Annotated in this window: 15 protein-coding genes; 4 read left to right on the forward strand and 11 right to left on the reverse strand. The window is 32.9% G+C overall.

Annotated elements, in window-relative coordinates:
- Positions 1–23 precede the first annotated feature (23 nt).
- Positions 24–278, forward strand: coding sequence for a GlsB/YeaQ/YmgE family stress response membrane protein (locus tag D9V42_RS06720; protein ID WP_017722549.1), 255 nt, complete (start codon positions 24–26; stop codon positions 276–278).
- A gap of 179 nt (positions 279–457) precedes the next feature.
- On the opposite strand, the gene D9V42_RS06725 is transcribed toward D9V42_RS06720, so the two are convergent.
- The 11 genes from D9V42_RS06725 to norA all read right to left on the reverse strand — a co-directional run bounded on the left by D9V42_RS06725 (position 458) and on the right by norA (position 14,212).
- The gene (locus tag D9V42_RS06725; protein WP_107554486.1) at positions 458–1,519 is read right to left on the reverse strand and encodes a glycosyltransferase family 2 protein; all 1,062 of its coding nucleotides are present in this window, start codon (positions 1,517–1,519) and stop codon (positions 458–460) included.
- Between the two features lie 371 nt (positions 1,520–1,890).
- Entirely contained in the window at positions 1,891–2,730 is an 840-nt protein-coding gene (locus D9V42_RS06730; protein ID WP_122064061.1) for an aldo/keto reductase, read from the reverse strand.
- 330 nt (positions 2,731–3,060) lie between these two features.
- Positions 3,061–4,410, reverse strand: a complete 1,350-nt coding sequence (locus D9V42_RS06735; RefSeq protein WP_107530469.1) for a hemolysin family protein — start codon at positions 4,408–4,410, stop codon at positions 3,061–3,063.
- A 268-nt stretch (positions 4,411–4,678) separates the two neighbouring features.
- Positions 4,679–5,839: an N-acetylglucosamine-6-phosphate deacetylase gene (nagA, locus tag D9V42_RS06740; RefSeq protein WP_107554488.1), complete on the reverse strand. Its 1,161-nt coding sequence runs from the start codon at positions 5,837–5,839 to the stop codon at positions 4,679–4,681.
- A gap of 189 nt (positions 5,840–6,028) precedes the next feature.
- Complete coding sequence (locus tag D9V42_RS06745) at positions 6,029–7,978, reverse strand: PTS fructose transporter subunit IIABC (protein WP_122064064.1); 1,950 nt, start codon at positions 7,976–7,978, stop codon at positions 6,029–6,031.
- Position 7,979: 1 nt separating this feature from the next.
- Positions 7,980–8,903 carry a 1-phosphofructokinase gene (pfkB, locus tag D9V42_RS06750; protein WP_122064066.1) on the reverse strand — a complete coding sequence of 308 codons (924 nt, stop codon included), beginning with the start codon at positions 8,901–8,903 and terminating at the stop codon, positions 7,980–7,982.
- Entirely contained in the window at positions 8,900–9,658 is a 759-nt protein-coding gene (locus D9V42_RS06755) for a DeoR/GlpR family DNA-binding transcription regulator (protein ID WP_107530473.1), read from the reverse strand. The genes pfkB and D9V42_RS06755 overlap by 4 nt, the downstream gene beginning before the upstream one ends.
- A 636-nt stretch (positions 9,659–10,294) precedes the next feature.
- Positions 10,295–10,780 (reverse strand): Cys-tRNA(Pro) deacylase, encoded by a 486-nt coding sequence (ybaK, locus tag D9V42_RS06765; RefSeq protein ID WP_122064068.1) that lies wholly within the window; start codon positions 10,778–10,780, stop codon positions 10,295–10,297.
- A 106-nt stretch (positions 10,781–10,886) separates the two neighbouring features.
- Complete coding sequence (gene galU / locus D9V42_RS06770; protein WP_107530475.1) at positions 10,887–11,756, reverse strand: UTP--glucose-1-phosphate uridylyltransferase GalU; 870 nt, start codon at positions 11,754–11,756, stop codon at positions 10,887–10,889.
- A 183-nt stretch (positions 11,757–11,939) separates the two neighbouring features.
- A complete protein-coding gene (locus D9V42_RS06775; RefSeq protein WP_122064071.1) occupies positions 11,940–12,674 on the reverse strand; it encodes a hypothetical protein in 735 nt (244 codons plus the stop codon).
- A 377-nt stretch (positions 12,675–13,051) separates the two neighbouring features.
- Positions 13,052–14,212 (reverse strand): multidrug efflux MFS transporter NorA, encoded by a 1,161-nt coding sequence (gene norA, locus D9V42_RS06780; RefSeq protein ID WP_122064073.1) that lies wholly within the window; start codon positions 14,210–14,212, stop codon positions 13,052–13,054.
- Between the two features lie 204 nt (positions 14,213–14,416).
- Between norA and D9V42_RS06785 the strand changes: the two genes are divergently transcribed.
- The 3 genes from D9V42_RS06785 (at position 14,417) to D9V42_RS15445 (ending at position 16,113) form a co-directional block, all read left to right on the forward strand.
- On the forward strand, positions 14,417–14,836 hold the full coding sequence (locus tag D9V42_RS06785; RefSeq protein ID WP_122064076.1) for a PPC domain-containing DNA-binding protein: 420 nt from the start codon (positions 14,417–14,419) through the stop codon (positions 14,834–14,836).
- A gap of 387 nt (positions 14,837–15,223) precedes the next feature.
- Positions 15,224–15,841 (forward strand): DUF1361 domain-containing protein, encoded by a 618-nt coding sequence (locus D9V42_RS06790; protein WP_107554495.1) that lies wholly within the window; start codon positions 15,224–15,226, stop codon positions 15,839–15,841.
- Positions 15,838–16,113, forward strand: coding sequence for a hypothetical protein (locus D9V42_RS15445; protein WP_107554496.1), 276 nt, complete (start codon positions 15,838–15,840; stop codon positions 16,111–16,113). Before D9V42_RS06790 ends, D9V42_RS15445 begins: the two co-directional genes overlap by 4 nt.
- Positions 16,114–16,494 lie beyond the last annotated feature (381 nt).

Genomic DNA, 16,494 nt, shown 5'->3' on the forward strand with positions numbered 1-16,494 from the left:
GATTTCTTAAAGGAGGTTAAATTATGTTTGGCTTTATACTTATGTTAATTGTCGGTGGCTTAATCGGCTGGATAGCTGGTGGCATCGTTGGTAAAGATATCCCAGGTGGGATTTTAGGTAATATTATTGCTGGTATCGTAGGTGCAGCATTAGGTTCATGGATCTTTGGTGACTGGGGTTGGCACCTAGGTGGCATCGCAATCTTCCCAGCATTAATCGGTACAATTATTTTAGTTGCAGTCGTTTCATTCATTTTCGGTAAATTACGTAAAAAATAATCAACCCTAATGAAACGTAATGATTAACTAAAATTAATATGGGGTGGCTCACAGAAATCTACTCGAGATTTTGTGGCTGCAAAGGCAAAGCGTCCGAGACATAACCATTGTCTCGGACGCTTACTTATTTCTTTGTCTTTTATAAATTCATAGTATTTTAATCAAGGACTCATTAAAATTCATCTATTTTTAATAAGTTCTTTTTTCTTTTTATCTTGTATTTTTGAAGACTTTCTACGCTCACTGCTTCCTACATCATCATTGATATCTTGGGTGATATTTTGATGATTTGTTTCATGAGCACATTTGAAATTAGAAGCCTGCACAATATATTTTGGTCGTTGTTTCACTTCGTAATATATACGGCCAATATATTCACCGACAATCCCTATTGAAATGAGTTGGATACCGCCAAGCAATAATATAGCAGCAATTGTAGAGAAATAACCAGGTGTTTCAACACCTCTGATCATAATACCTACCGAAATATAACCGATATATAACAAACTAATAAAGAATACAATTAGACCAAGATAAATCATCGCACGTAAGGGTTTATTGTTGAATGAAATCAGACCGTCAATGCCATAATTTAATAATTTACTAAATGACCATTTAGATTCTCCATCTTCACGCTCAACATTTTCATAGGTAAAGACTTTGGTATTATAGCCTATCCATTCGTACAGGCCTTTAGAAAATCTATTATATTCATCTAATTGGGTCAAAGATTGTACTGCACGTTGGCTTAACAATCTAAAATCTCCAACGCCATCCTCTAATTTAATATCTTCTACAAAATGATTTATTAATTTATAATAAATTTTTGTCATCATTTTTCTAGATTGCTTTTCACCCGTTCTATCTCTTTTGGCTATAACTTGGTCGTAACCATCCATATAACCTTCTATCATTTGAGGTATTAATTCAGGTGGATGTTGCAAATCTGCATCAATCATAATGACACCGTCACAATTTTCACTATGTTGATATCCGGCTATCATTGCTGATTCTTTACCAAAATTACGGCTAAAGGAAATAAATTTAACATGTTCATCTTTCGTGGCCATCTCTTGAATATAATTAATGGTCTTATCTTTACTTCCGTCATCTACAAATAATAAATCATAGTCATAATGATGATTCTGACTATCTTTCGATAATATTTCAGTCAATCGTTCATACGTCTTTACTATTACTTCACCTTCATTATAACAAGGTACTATAACTCTTATTTGCATATATAAACACCTTCATTTCAATTACTTCAATTTTTACTTTATCAATTCCCACCATCATTATGCTATATAAATCATTTAGATTTACATAATCTTTATATAGCCTTAATACTAAATATTAAAACTTAACTTTTAAGCGAAGTTTTTTAAAAATGAATTAATTTCAAGATGATTTTTAAAAAATAAAAAAATCATTCATCCATTGAATTTTTAATCAAAATGCTAATATTGACTGAAATATAAACTTATAAAAGTTATAAATTGTTACTTTAAGTCTATCAATTATTTCCATTATTTGAAAATAAAAACCATCAACACAATAAAGAAGAGACTATGTATTCAGAAATGAATTGAATACATAGTCTCTTTCAAAATTATTTTAATGTGCCTATACGAACCTTATCAGGATCATTGCCTTGTCGCTCATCTTTATTTAAGCTATCAATTTCAGCAATATCAGTAAGTTCTAAATTAAAATCAAAGATATCATAATTTTCTTTAATACGTTCAGGTGTCTTAGACTTTGGAATCACGAGTCTATTATGCGCTAGATGCCAACGTAGTACAATTTGAGCTGGTGTTTTATTATAACGTTCAGCTAATTTTGTAATGACATCATATTCAAGCAACCCTCTATTTCGCATTAACGGCATCCAAGCAGTAACTGCAATATCATGGCTATCACAATATTCTTGTAATGCTTGTTGGTTGAAATTAGGGTGCACTTCTATCTGATTCACAGCAGGTACAACTTCAGTTGCTTCCATAAGCTCTTCTAAATGATGTTGGTTAAAGTTACATACGCCAATGGCACGGATACGTCCCTCTTCATATAATTTCTCCATTGCTTTATAACTCTCAATAAACAACCCATCCGCTTCACATGGCCAATGTATTAAGAATAAATCTAAGTAATCAGTACCAAGGTTTTCAATTGATTTGGTAAAGAATTCAATCGTTTGATCATACCCTTGATAGTCATTCCATAATTTAGATGTAATAAATAGATCTTCTCTAGGTACGTCTGATTTTTTCAATGCATTACCTAATGCAATTTCATTTTTATAGAAATAAGCTGTATCAAATGCACGGTACCCAGCTTCTAACGCTGCTGTCACAGCTTGATCCATCTCTTCTTCTGTAATTTTATAAACACCTAAACCAACTTTAGGCATTGGGTATCCATTATTCAAATAATATACGTCTTCTATCATTGTTAATCCCCTTTCTGATTACTTTATTTATATAAGTAATATCTTTATTTTAATACGAATAGATATAAAAATATACTATCTATCACTTTTATCTTTAACAGCGCATAACATGTTAGCCTTTTAAACTTGATTACTTGCTGTATATTGAGTTCTCCTATTAAGAAAAGTCTATTGAAATACGGAGCCTCAATATGAACCAAAACGCCTTCGACGAATCTTTTTTAGCTTTATTATCAATACAAAAAAACAGGAGAGAAATCATTTTATCAAAAATTGATTTCTCTCCCACTTCATCATTCATGTGATGCTTCTATTATTAACTAGTGTATTTTAATTATTTTCTTCTTCCTCGACTTCTTCTTCTAATGTTGGTCTATTTTTATGATATTCTAATTCTAAAATAACAGTAATGATTTGATGGTTATCAATTTCAGAAATAACCCATCTATCATATTCTGTATCAACATAATCATTCTGTTGTAAATTCGTATTGTGTGCCTGTAACCAACCACCAATTGTATCAATGTCCTCTGAATCTTCAAATTCAATATCTAGTTGATCTTGTAGATCATCTAATAATACACGACCATTGATTTGATATCTACTGTCAGTTATTTTCACAATATCGTTGACTTCATCATCATCGAATTCATCTCGAATTTCGCCAACAATTTCCTCTAAGATATCTTCCATTGTTAAGATACCAGCTGTACCACCATATTCATCTATGATAAGAGAAATATGGACATGTTCTCTTTGCATACGGACTAATGCGTCACTAATACGTGTTGTTTCTGAAATCATAGGTAAGTCATGTACATAATTACTAACTTTCATTTGTTTACCTGAAGCGTATTCAGTTAAAAACTCTTTCACATTAATAAAACCTTTTACATGGTCTTTATCGCCATCAGCTGTAATAGGATAACGCGTAAATTGATGTTTTTTGATTGTATCTAACAATTCATCCACGTTAAATGGTTCATTCATCGTTATCATTTGTGTACGCGGCACCATAATATCTTTAGCTTGTCTTTCATCAAATGAAAAGATATTTTGCATGTAAGCTAATTCAGTCTGATTAATCTCTCCGCCATTATAGCTATTGTTGATTATTATTTTTATTTCTTCTTCTGACATTGCGTCATTATTAGCATCAGGATCAACGCCAAACATACGAATAATCATTCTTGCTGAACCATTCATTAACCAAATCAAAGGTTTCATAATAACACCAAAATAGAATAATGGTCTTGAATAGAACAGTGCTAATTTTTCAGTATGTTGTATTGCTAACGTTTTAGGTGCTAATTCACCGAGCACTACATGTAAATAGGTTACAATAATAAATGAAACAATAAATGATATTGTTGTCGTTAACGGATCTGGCAAGTGAAGCGCTTCGAATAACGGGTGTAATAGTTTATTAAAAGTCGGTTCACCTAACCAACCTAACCCTAAAGATGTTACGGTAATACCTAGCTGACATGCAGATAAATAATAGTCAAGATTTTTAATCATTTTTTTAACTACACGTGCACTACCATTACCTTCTGATGCAAGTTGATCAATTCTAGAACTGCGGACTTTTACCAAAGCGAATTCCGAGCCTACGAATACCGTTGTTAATGCTATTAAAAGAAAAAATATTACTAAATTCATTATGGTCACAGTTTCCAATTAGTTCCCTATTTCTAGGGATTCACCTCCAAAATATCGTGTCACAATAGGTGACCGAACATAAGTATTTATATTATTAATGATTACATTTTGACTTACTACATCCTTCCCATTGTGACACCTCCCTAAAAATACGCATTTCTTTTATCTTATCACAAAATGAACATTTCTTGTAATTTTTGCAATCAATAATTTCGTTAATCTAATTCATTATTGAAACGTAAATCTATGTTAAAGTCAATTTTTAAAAATTTTTTAGCCACAGCAATTATGAGTTGAAGTTGTGCACTTTACCTGATTTAATCGTTGTTAAAACTTGAATATCATCATCGACAACTACAATATCTGCGTCTTTCCCTATAGCTATACTTCCTTTGTCACCTTCAATCTTCAATGCAATTGCTTGGTTTAAACTTGTAACACGCCACAAGTCATCTAATGGCGCTCCTGTAAATTCAATTAAGTTCTTTAAGCCTTCATTCATTTTCAAAATACTACCTGCAAGCGCACCTGATGTCAGTCTCGCTTCTGAACCTTTAACTACAACATTCTGTCCACCTAAATCATATTCACCATCTGGCATACCTTTTGCCCTCATAGCATCAGTAATCAAAAAGAAACGTTTATTCCCTTTTTGTTTATAGGCTATTTTTACAGACGCGGGATGTGAATGAATACCATCAACGATTGATTCTGTACTAAGCTCATCGTTTACCCAAGCAGCACCAGATAAACCTGGGTTTCTATGTTCGAACGCTGTACCGGCATTATAAAGATGTGTCACATGCTTCGCACCATGTGCTACCGCTTCGTTTACTTCATCAAATGTAGCCACTGTATGACCAATAGAAAAATTAATTTGATCATGTAATATTGATAAGGTTTCATCTGCACCTTCTACTTCTGGTGCAAAAGTCATTACTTTTATTTGATTGTTAGCAATTTCTTGAAATTGTTGTACTTTTTCAACTGAAGGACGTTGAACGTATGCTGGATTTTGAGCACCTACTTTATACTCAGATATAAACGGTCCTTCTAGATGTATCCCTACAATACTAGCTGCATTTAATGCATCTTGTTGTGCTTGATAGTACACAATATTTTTTAAAGCTTTGATAATATTATCATCAGACTGCGTCATTGTTGTAGCCAAGAAACTCGTTGTACCTTCGGATAATAATGATTCTGATAAATGCTTTAAACCTTCAAATGAAGCATCCATAGCGTCTTCGCCATAGCCACCATGCATATGTATATCAATAAAACCTGGTAACACATGTTGCCCTTTTACATCTATGGTTGTTAAGTCTCCTTGATATTCACCTTCAGTAATTTGTGTAATTTTGCCATCTTCAACCAAAATGTAGCCATGTTCTATCGTTTCGTTTTCAGTATAAATGCGTCCATTTGCAATAACATATTTACTCATTTTTCTACCTTCTTTACGCTAATTTAATCTCATTAATTTCTTTACAACTTTATTAATATTTTACCAAATTCAATCACTTAATTATATTCAAAACTTTTCAATTCTAGTCATATCATATAAAAAGCCAGAAAATGAACTCAATTAAATGAGTTTTTTCTGGCTTTTCTTAATTACTATCAAGTATATATTCTAATCATTCATAGCTTCAGAAGTATGAATTTCGTCTTGTGTTAACTTAGTTTTTAATAAACCGTAGATAATTGCTGCAACTAATGAACCGATAATAATTGCAATTAATGATTGAAGTACGTGACCAAAGTCTGTACCTAATATAACGATAATACCACCATGTGGTGCTTGAATTGCAGAACCAAGTCCTAACGCAATAGCGCCAGCCACACCAGATCCAACCATCATTGAAGGTATAACTCGAATTGGGTCAGCAGCTGCAAATGGAATAGCACCTTCCGTTATAAATGATAAGCCCATGATATAGTTCGGTAGTACAGAACCTTTTTGTTCTTTTGTGAATTTCTTACGGAATAGAACCATTGCTGTTGCAATAGCAATTGGAGGAACCATACCACCAATCATTGCCGCCGTGATCGGAGCCGCATTACCACTTGTCAACGCTGCGACAGAGAATACATAAGCAGCCTTATTAAATGGACCACCCATGTCAATGGCCATCATTGCACCAACAACTAAACCAAGTAACATGATGTTTGTACCCGATAAACTTTCTAATCCGTTCAACAATGTATTATTCAGCCATGATGCTGGTGGATTAATGACATAAATCATTAATAATCCTGTAATCGTAACTGAAAGTACTGGGAAAATAAGTGTTGGTTTTAAACCTTCTAATGATTGAGGCATACCTGAACATAATTTTTTAATACCTAATGTTAAGTAACCTGCTAAGAAACCTGCAAGAATACCACCAATAAATCCTGAATCGCCTGTGCTAGCTAGAACACCACCGACAAGACCTGCTGCAAAGCCTGGTTTATCTGCAATACTGCGCGCAATGTAACCAGCAAGTATTGGAATAATTAACATGAATGCACTCTTATTACCTATATTCCATAATTGTTCAGCAAAAGCATTATATTCTGAACTTTTTGGATCAAAAGAATTAGCACCAAATAAGAACGCAATTGCCATCAAAATACCACCAGCAATAACAAGCGGTAACATATTAGATACACCATTCATTAAATGTTTGTATATTGTTTTACCGACACCTTGTTTTTCATTGCTTGTTGATTGACCACTCGCCTTATTACCACTACGTGCTACAAATGGCTTGCGAGATGTATCTTGCGCCAAGTTAATTAATTCTTCTGGTCGTTTTATACCATCTGCAACCGGTACTTCTACAACGTTTTTACCTTCAAAACGATCTGTCTCAACATGTACGTCAGCGGCTACAATAACACCTGAAGCACGTTGAATATCTTCGTCTGTAAGATGATTTTTTATGCCGCCTGAGCCATTTGTTTCAACTTTAATCTTAACATTCATTTTCTCAGCTTGTTTTTTCAAAGCGTCACGTGCCATATAAGTATGCGCAATACCTGTTGGACATGCTGTTACTGCTAAAACGTATGGTTCATTTGAATTTTCATTATCTGTGACAACACCTTGAGCCGCCTCTTCAGATGCTTCTTCTTCGGTTGCTTCATCATCAGCTTGATCTATAATTTGTAATACTTCTTCAGGTGAATTGGCATGAAGTAATGATTCACGAACTTTTTCGTCCATCAGAATACCTGACAATTTAGCTAATGCATCTAAGTGTGTTTGTGCTCCGCCTTCTGGTGCAGCAATCATAAAGAATAAATGTGCTGGTTGCATATCTAAACTTTGATAATCTACACCTGCTTTTGATTTCCCAAATGCAATTGCTGGTGTAGTAACTGCTGAAACCTTAGCATGAGGTATCGCTATACCTTCACCAATACCTGTTGTACTTTGAGATTCACGATTATGGATTGCTTCTTTAAAAGCAGTCACATCATTTAGCTTTCCGGCTTTATCTAATTGATTAACTAGTTCGTCAATGACACCATTCTTTTCTGTTGAAGAAAGATCCATTGCAATTGTATCTTTGGTTAATAATTCGGTAATTCTCATATTATTCACTCCCGTCTAGTGTCGTAATCACAACTTGTGTTTTTATGTCTTCAATTGCAGTTTTCGTAGCTAAATCATCATTAAATGCTGTAGCAGTACCTGCTGACACAGCTTGTTTAAATGATTCTTCAATTGTTAGACCTGCTTCTAAACCTGCAACCATGCCTGCTACTGTACTATCTCCAGAGCCAACAGTATTTACAACATGACCATTTGGTACACTTGCTTTATAACTGTATTGTTCATCGACATATACGGCTCCTTCTCCTCCCAATGAGATAATTACAGATTTAGCACCTTTTGCTAAAATTTCACGTGCAAATTGAATGACTTTTTGATCAGAATCAATGGTAGTATTAAACATTACTTCTAATTCATCTTTATTAGGTTTAATAAATAACGGATTATATTTTAATACAGATTCAACTAAATCTTTTTCAGCGTCTACTACTAGTTGTGCGCCCGTTGCTTTTGTAATCTTACCTATTTGTTCATATGCATCATTAGGCACACTTTTAGGAATACTACCAGCAACAATCACTGTATCTTTCTCTGTTGTATCTTTGATTTGCGATAATAATGTCTCAAACTGCACATTCGAAATTTCTGGACCTGGTGCATTAATTTCAGTTTCTTCACCCGTTTTTAATTTAACGTTAATTCTCGTATCCTCATCTACTTGGACAAAATCAGTGCCAATATTTGCTTTTGTTAAAGTGTCTGCAATAAATTGTCCGGGAAAGCCTCCTGCAAAACCAAGTGCAGTAGATGGTACGCCTAACGTCTTTAATACTCTGGAAACATTAATACCCTTGCCACCAGCAAATTTATATGTTTCTGTAGCACGATTTAACCCATTAAGTTCAAAGTCATTTGCAAACATAATGTAGTCAATAGAAGGATTAAATGTAACTGTATAAATCATAATGTTCCTCCAATAAAGTTATATTTCTCAGCAAATAATCTAAAATATTTATTTGTCATTGCCTTGTTAGATGTAATAAGTGATACATTAGCTTCTAACGGGACATGAGCAAAATAAACTTTTTCATATTTAGCATGGTCGATTAATACATAAACTTGTGTTCCTAATTCCATGGCATGATGCTTAATGATGGCTTCTTGTTCATCAGGTGTTGTTAAACCATATTTTAAATCGATACCATTCATTCCCAAAAATACTTTGTCAAAGCGATAACGCTTCAATGTTTCTAATGCGCTCGCACCGACTGTAGCAAATGTAGTGGATTTAACTTCCCCACCAATTATCAAAGTTCTAATCCCATATTTAAGGAGCTCTTCAACATGCGTTAGACCATTTGTCACTACGATGATGTCACTTGCGTTAATAAAAGGAATCATTTCGAGTGTCGTAGATCCTGCGTCCAAAAACACACAGTCGCAGTCTTCAATTTGACCCGCAGCGATTCTGCCAATTTCTTGTTTTTCTTTTAAATTAGTACCTCGTTTATCTGCCAGATTAGGCTCTAACACTGATGATTGATTGAGTGTCGCGCCTCCATGCAATCTTTTTAATTTCCCAAAATTTTGTAGCTTTGATAAATCACGGCGAATTGTCGAGGCACTACAGCCAGTTCGATCGATTAATTCTTGTAATGTTAAAAAATCTTTTTTTGACAATTCAGTCAAAATTAACTCGTGGCGCTTTTCCGTTATCATACATTCACCTCAGCTCATTGTCATTATAATGTTTCCGCTTTCTTTTTTCAATCATTTTTTGTCAAAAACAATCAAAAACAGTCAATTATGAGTTGAAAATTTCATGTTTACGTTATATTTTGTTCTTAATATATGTTCCTGCTTTAATTTCGTATACATTAAATTTAATAAAAGAAAGATTTGTACCTAAACCCCTCTCAAATATAAACATCATTTTTAAAATGGTCTTGGAACATAAACCCCAGAAAAATAGCACTCAGATGAATTTATTCAATTCATCTGAGTGCTATTTTTTATATTCAATGCTTCGTATTGTTGACTCACTTTCTTAAGAGACCGACTTAGCCTGTAGTTCAGTTTGTCCTGTTCCCTCAAGCGCCTCGCGAAAATACGTCGCATCTATATGTAATTTTACAGCTAAATACTTTTTTAAAATAACGCCTTACGTGTAATTTAATAAATACAGCTAAAGTAAATTAAAGAACTATCTTATAAATAGAGGTTATAAAGTGACTTAACATACACCGTGAATAAAAGCTTTAACATTCATACCTTTTATAGTAGCAAAAGCTCATTGCTGGCTAATACACTTTAACTTGTATGTTAAATCTATTCAATCACAATTTTATGTCCCTGTTACATTGGCTCTTGTGTGATATGCATGACTTTTGCTTGCGTTACTGCCATTAAATCTTTTACATGTATATTAATTTGAACACCTCTGTCCCCACCACTTATATATATTGAATCTAATGCTTCAGCATTTTGCTCAATTACTGTTGGATACTGACGCTTCATTCCTATTGGAGAACAACCACCTCTAATATAACCAGTAACTTTTTTTAAATGATCAAGCGGCATTAAGCTTAACTTTTTTTCTGTCACTGACTGGGCTGCTGCTTTCATATCTAATGTTTTATTTACTGGTATAATAAATACGAAATACTCATGCGCTGCATTTTCTAATACAAGTGTTTTATATACATGATCTGGGTCAACACCTACTTTTTGTGCTACATGTTCCCCATCCATATGTTGTGTACTAATATCATATGTATTCACGCTATAAGCTATAGCTTGTCTGTCTAATATTCGCATCGCGTTTGTTTTCTTTTGTTTCATTTCATCACCTCATAGTATATCAACGCTTTCAGTCGATACATATTACAGCACAAATGCTCGGATTTTATCCTTATCTATGATGTTTGAATGATTTTAGCGCAAGGATTTAATCTATTTTCAAACGTTTAATAAAATCTACTAATTCATCACGCATTGATTCATCTTTCAAAGCATACTCAATCGTAGTTTTCACAAATCCTAATTTTTCACCAACGTCATAACGTTCACCTTCAAAATCATAAGCATAAACTTGATCGTCAGTGTTTAAACGTTCAATTGCATCTGTAAGTTGGATTTCACCACCTGCGCCTTTACCTTGCGTCGCTAAGTAATCGAAGATATCTGCAGTCAATACATAACGTCCCATAATGGCTAAATTAGAAGGCGCTGTACCTTGTTTTGGCTTCTCAACAAATTTCGCCACTTCGTATTTTCTACCTGACTTTTTCATAGGATCGATAATGCCATATCTATGCGTTAAGTTTTCTTCAACTTCTTGGACACCAATCACTGATTTCCCAGTTTCTTCGTATGCATTCATCAATTGTTTAATCGCTGGCGTGTCAGATTCGACTATATCATCACCTAATAATACTGCAAAAGGTTCATTGCCTATAAATTGACGTGCGGAATAAATTGCATGTCCTAATCCTTTTTGCTCTTTTTGTCTAACATAAAATATATTAGCAAGCTCTGTAGAGTATTTTACTTTTTCAAGTAACGCTTGCTTATCTTTTTCTTCTAAAATCATTTCCAATTCTTTTTGATTATCAAAATGATCTTCGATAGCCCTTTTATGTTTACCTGTTACGATAATAATATCTTCAATACCCGCACGAGCCGCTTCTTCAACGATATATTGAATTGTCGGTTTATCTAAGATTGGCAACATTTCTTTTGGCATAGCTTTCGTAGCCGGCAAAAACCTCGTACCCAAACCAGCAGCTGGTATGATTGCTTTCTTTATTTTCCTCAAAACGCTCATCCTTTTCTCAAACAAAATTTATATACTGATTGAATATAATCTACGCTTCATTATTCATTTTAATCGTTAATATTATCATAACATTGAAACGTTTCACTTAATACTTTTTTCATTTGTAAAAAAAGAGCCACATAAACGTCACGGGTTAACGTTTGTGTGGCTACCTTTTAAGGATTAATCAAGTGCTGGTTGGCGAATGACATCTCCCGTTTCATTCACAACAACTTTATAGTCTTTTTCCTTCTTATATTCATGGAAAGTATAAAACATTCCATCTTTCGATTCTTTTACATCTTTTAATACTGCATTTTGACCTAGTTCATCAATAGCATATTTTTGCGCTATAACCTCAGATTCTTGAGGAGATATATTAGGTTTATCATTTTGCTGTTTGATTTGATAAGATTTATCAAAAACATTTGCTTTATTATCTTCATCTACAGTTACGCGATAGTACGTATTTGGCTTACTTTTATTTTCAAATGTAAAGATGTAATAATGAGCGCCCTGGCATGTTGTATCTATACCATAATCATTATAGGCGTTTGAATCATTATTATCTTTATCCACTACTGTTTGTGCTTTTTTTAATGCATTGGAAAATGGAGGTAAATTTGCTTTTCCAATTTCGTCATCTTTTAAATCATGTGTTGTCAATTTGGCAATCGGTTTATAGTTTTCAGCGTTATATGGTTCTTTATTTCTTTCTTCTTTCGTTGCTGCTTTTATCGGATTCTCACTTTTTTCTTTAGTTACATCTTTAGCTTCTGCAATTTCATCCACAACAGAAAAACTAGAAATGGTTTCATGAACTTTGGCTAAGGCTTGTTGATTTGTAGCTATAAAAAGAAGAAAAGCTAAACAGCAAGCGAGAAGGAAAGCCATGATAGTTAAAATTAAATTTTTCAAGTTTATCCCCTTACTTACAATTATTACATTTCCTATCATGTTATCACAGATTATTGACGAAAAACTTATATAGAACACAATTTAAAAGAATCGTAACCTTTGTTACATGTTTATTACGTAAAGCCTATCTTATTTAATACAAGTGTCATATTCACCACTTTATTCCACACAAATAATGTAAATATCACCGTTGATACAATTAAATTCCTATGTAAAAAAGCGGGGACAATGAAAGCTAATGACTGTGATCAGCTTTCGTTGCCCCGCTTTTATTAAAAACAAAATTTATTTCAAAAAACATCCTTACCCCCTATAACATATATAGGATCTGGACATGTCATTCTCATTATCATCTATTCGCTCTTTCTTACGTTGAATTATGTTTTTCTGAAGTGTGATCTTAACTGACTCTCTATAAAGATGACCAACATACCTAAAACCATAACGAATATCGACATGTATAATGGAAATTCAAAATTAATATCATATAATGTACCTGCAACTAATGGACCGATAAAATTCCCCATACTAGTAAACGTAGAATTTAATCCACCTGCGAAACCTTGTCTATTACCCGCTATATTCGAGAAATAATTTGTAATGGCTGGACGAATCATATCAAAGCCAATAAAAACAATAAAACTAATAAACATGATCGACCAATAGCCATGAACAAAAGTTAATGCTAATAGAATAATTGCTGAATATAGCAATGAATAAGTAATAAACGTTAATTCTTTAAAATAGTTCATAAACTTATCAAAGAAGAACACTTGGAATACTGCACCTAAAATACCGCCACCAGTGATGGCAAACGAGATATCAATAGGAGAATATTGTGCTTTGTCTGCAGTATAAAGTGGAAACAGTGTTTCAAATGAAGACAACCCAAAAGCTAATACTAACGTTAAAATGATTGGCGTGAGAAAAACTTTCCAATCAATTTTTGCTAGCAACTCAGGTTGATATTTAGTAAATCCATCTTGCGTTTCATGTTTCGGATTTTTAATGAGTATAATTGAAAGTATTAAGGCTAAACAGCCACTAAAACCCGCTACATAGAATGGTAATCTATGTGAAACCTCTGCTAATAAACCACCAAGCCCTGGTCCTAAAATAAATCCAGAATTAATTATTGCTGACATATAGCCAAAGTTTTTAGCTTTATCTCTACCTGATGAGATATCTGCAATCATGCCTGTGACACCTGGCATAACCATACCTGCACTAAATCCCCCAAGTATTCTAGAAACAATTAGAAGTGAGAACGTATGACTTGCAGCGAACAAGAATTCTGAAATCGCAAACAGGCCTAAGCCAATACAGATGATTAACTTTTTACCTAATTTATCTGCGAGTGTACCACCAAATGGCGAGATAATCATTTGAGCTAAAGCAAATACAGCTACAAGTATGCCTAAATCGCTACCTTTTAAGCCTAAATCTTTTAAATAAACAGGAAGCACAGGAACAACTAAACCAATACCTAAAAAGACAAGAAAAATATTAAAATATAAAATAATAAACTGCTTCTTCACGTTGCTCGCTCCTTTCTTTTTATAAATTGTTTAAAGTGACTTTCAATTCTCTAATATACGAGAACAAGCCTAATATTAGAACATTTTATAACAGTTTCATGAGAAATGACAATAAAAAATTTATTTTCTAATCACTATCATATAATATCGTAATTATAACTTGTATAATAAAGATGTATCTAATTTTCAGAATGGGGGTTTCCTATGATTTATCAAGTAGATGGTAAGACGATTGTTTTAGTATTAGAACAAGGTGAAGACATTGTAACTGCAGTAACAGATATTGCAACAGAACAAGGTGGGCGATTTGGCACAGTTAGTGGCATCGGTGCATGTGCTAGCGCAGAACTTAACTTCTATAATTTAGAAACCAAAACTTATGAAAAGAAAACCATCGATGAACCTTTAGAGCTCATCAGTTTAATGGGTAATATTTCTCATATTGACGATAAGCCTTTTGCGCATTTACATGCGACATTCGGAACTAACCAATATGAAACATTGAGCGGACATTTAACTAAAGCCGTCGTTTCTGCTACAGCAGAAATTGTAATCACAATGACAAATTTAGATATAAACCGCAAACACAGTGAAACAATTGGATTAAACCTGTTAGATTTATAATTTGTTAATCAAAGTAAAAAATATAACTTTTGATTAAACGTTCCTCAATCAACAAGATGAGTAGTAAGCATAAGCAGAGATGTTTCAATATAATAGAAGCATCTCTGCTTTTATACTTGTATTTATCCTCCTATAAATCACATGCTTTAATACGCTACTACAACGCTATGTCTGTTTGTTTAACATGTATAGCTTAAGTTAATAATTGAAATTTATATTTAAAAAATGTATCATGTAGTCTCATATTTCAAAAACATAGGTTAATATTTATCTTCGCCTATTAGCACAAAAGAAGTTTTAGATTGCATTTACTCATGTACAACCAAATTACAATTCATTAGTAATCTATTATATTAGCGCTTAATTAAAAAGAAAGTAGGTGTATTTATGCAAGCGCGTTATATCGCTAGAAGCATTTTCCTTATATTGATATTAATTTCAATATTTTTCAATAATTATTTCCAATTTATGACGCTTAATCTATTTCTAGCGTATGTGCCGTTTGAACTATGCTTACTGTTAAATTTATTTAAACCAAAATACAAATATGAGTGGCCATTATTCATTATTTTCACACTTATTTTTGTCTTGATGGTACCAAATACTTTGTATATGATTACTGACTTAATACATTTAAATCAGTTTAATTTCAATTTCTATCAAGGTTTAGTAATTAGTGAATGGGCATATTTTGCATTCCTTGTATCTGGCGTATTACTAGCTATTTACCTATTAATTCTAATGTTTTTAGAAATGGAACAATTCACGCAACATCTCTGGCTCAATAGATTAATTATTGTAGTTATGATGTTCTTAAATGGTCTCGGTATATTTATTGGACGCTTCTTACGTCTACATTCAGTTTATCTTATTCATGAACCACTTCGTATTTTTAATGAAGTATCTTCGAGCTTAAATACTGATACGTTACGTTTTATTTTATTACTTATTGCATTACAAGTGATTATATTCCTATTTGCGAAAGGAGTGCGTAGCGTAAAATGACTTTGAATATTTTAGTTCTCATTATTGTTTTAATACTATGTCAATTAATCATCGGACATTTATTACATGATGTAGGTTTTTCTTATCTTCATAGCATTATATTGATGTTGTTCCCATTAGGTATTGGTTTATTTTATCTACAACTATTTTATTATGAACGTCGTTATCCAAATTGGAGCGTTCCTATCAACGTAAAATTAAGATTAAAATATATGTATATATTGACGTTTTTTGAATACGTAACTTTATATATTTGTGTTTTTAGATTTTAATAGATTTACGAAGCATTTATTTTTATGATTATAAACAAACGGGCTCATACCTATAAATATATGTAATAATTTATATACTTTCCTAAATAGGACTAAGCTGTCGACAAGCCTCAAGCATTTGTCGACAGCTTTTTATGTGCCTATACATTGGTTCATCCATTATGATAATGTGATTAACAATCAATTCATTTTCCTAAATAAACCAACTACATTCTGTCACATTTTCATACTTTTATTAGCTGAGCAAACCTATGTTAACGAATCTTTACTACTACCTTACCGCTATCAAAATTAAGGGCTGAGGCATGTTATTATGCCCCAACCCTTAACTTAAGCGTTATATATAAATCACTAATTAAAATGATAGCATTATGCCATAAA

Origin of the sequence: Staphylococcus pseudoxylosus, from assembly GCF_003697915.1 — a bacterium.
GTDB lineage: Bacteria > Bacillota > Bacilli > Staphylococcales > Staphylococcaceae > Staphylococcus > Staphylococcus pseudoxylosus.

Coding starts and splice junctions, on each gene's coding strand:
- D9V42_RS06725 (WP_107554486.1), bottom strand. CDS start 1,519: ATGCAAATAAGAGTTATAGTACCTTGTTATAATGAAGGTGAAGTAATA.
- pfkB (WP_122064066.1), bottom strand. CDS start 8,903: ATGATTTATACAGTTACATTTAATCCTTCTATTGACTACATTATGTTT.
- ybaK (WP_122064068.1), bottom strand. CDS start 10,780: ATGAAACAAAAGAAAACAAACGCGATGCGAATATTAGACAGACAAGCT.
- D9V42_RS06745 (WP_122064064.1), bottom strand. CDS start 7,978: ATGAGAATTACCGAATTATTAACCAAAGATACAATTGCAATGGATCTT.
- D9V42_RS06785 (WP_122064076.1), top strand. CDS start 14,417: ATGATTTATCAAGTAGATGGTAAGACGATTGTTTTAGTATTAGAACAA.
- nagA (WP_107554488.1), bottom strand. CDS start 5,839: ATGAGTAAATATGTTATTGCAAATGGACGCATTTATACTGAAAACGAA.
- D9V42_RS06755 (WP_107530473.1), bottom strand. CDS start 9,658: ATGATAACGGAAAAGCGCCACGAGTTAATTTTGACTGAATTGTCAAAA.
- D9V42_RS06720 (WP_017722549.1), top strand. CDS start 24: ATGTTTGGCTTTATACTTATGTTAATTGTCGGTGGCTTAATCGGCTGG.
- D9V42_RS06730 (WP_122064061.1), bottom strand. CDS start 2,730: ATGATAGAAGACGTATATTATTTGAATAATGGATACCCAATGCCTAAA.
- D9V42_RS06790 (WP_107554495.1), top strand. CDS start 15,224: ATGCAAGCGCGTTATATCGCTAGAAGCATTTTCCTTATATTGATATTA.
- D9V42_RS15445 (WP_107554496.1), top strand. CDS start 15,838: ATGACTTTGAATATTTTAGTTCTCATTATTGTTTTAATACTATGTCAA.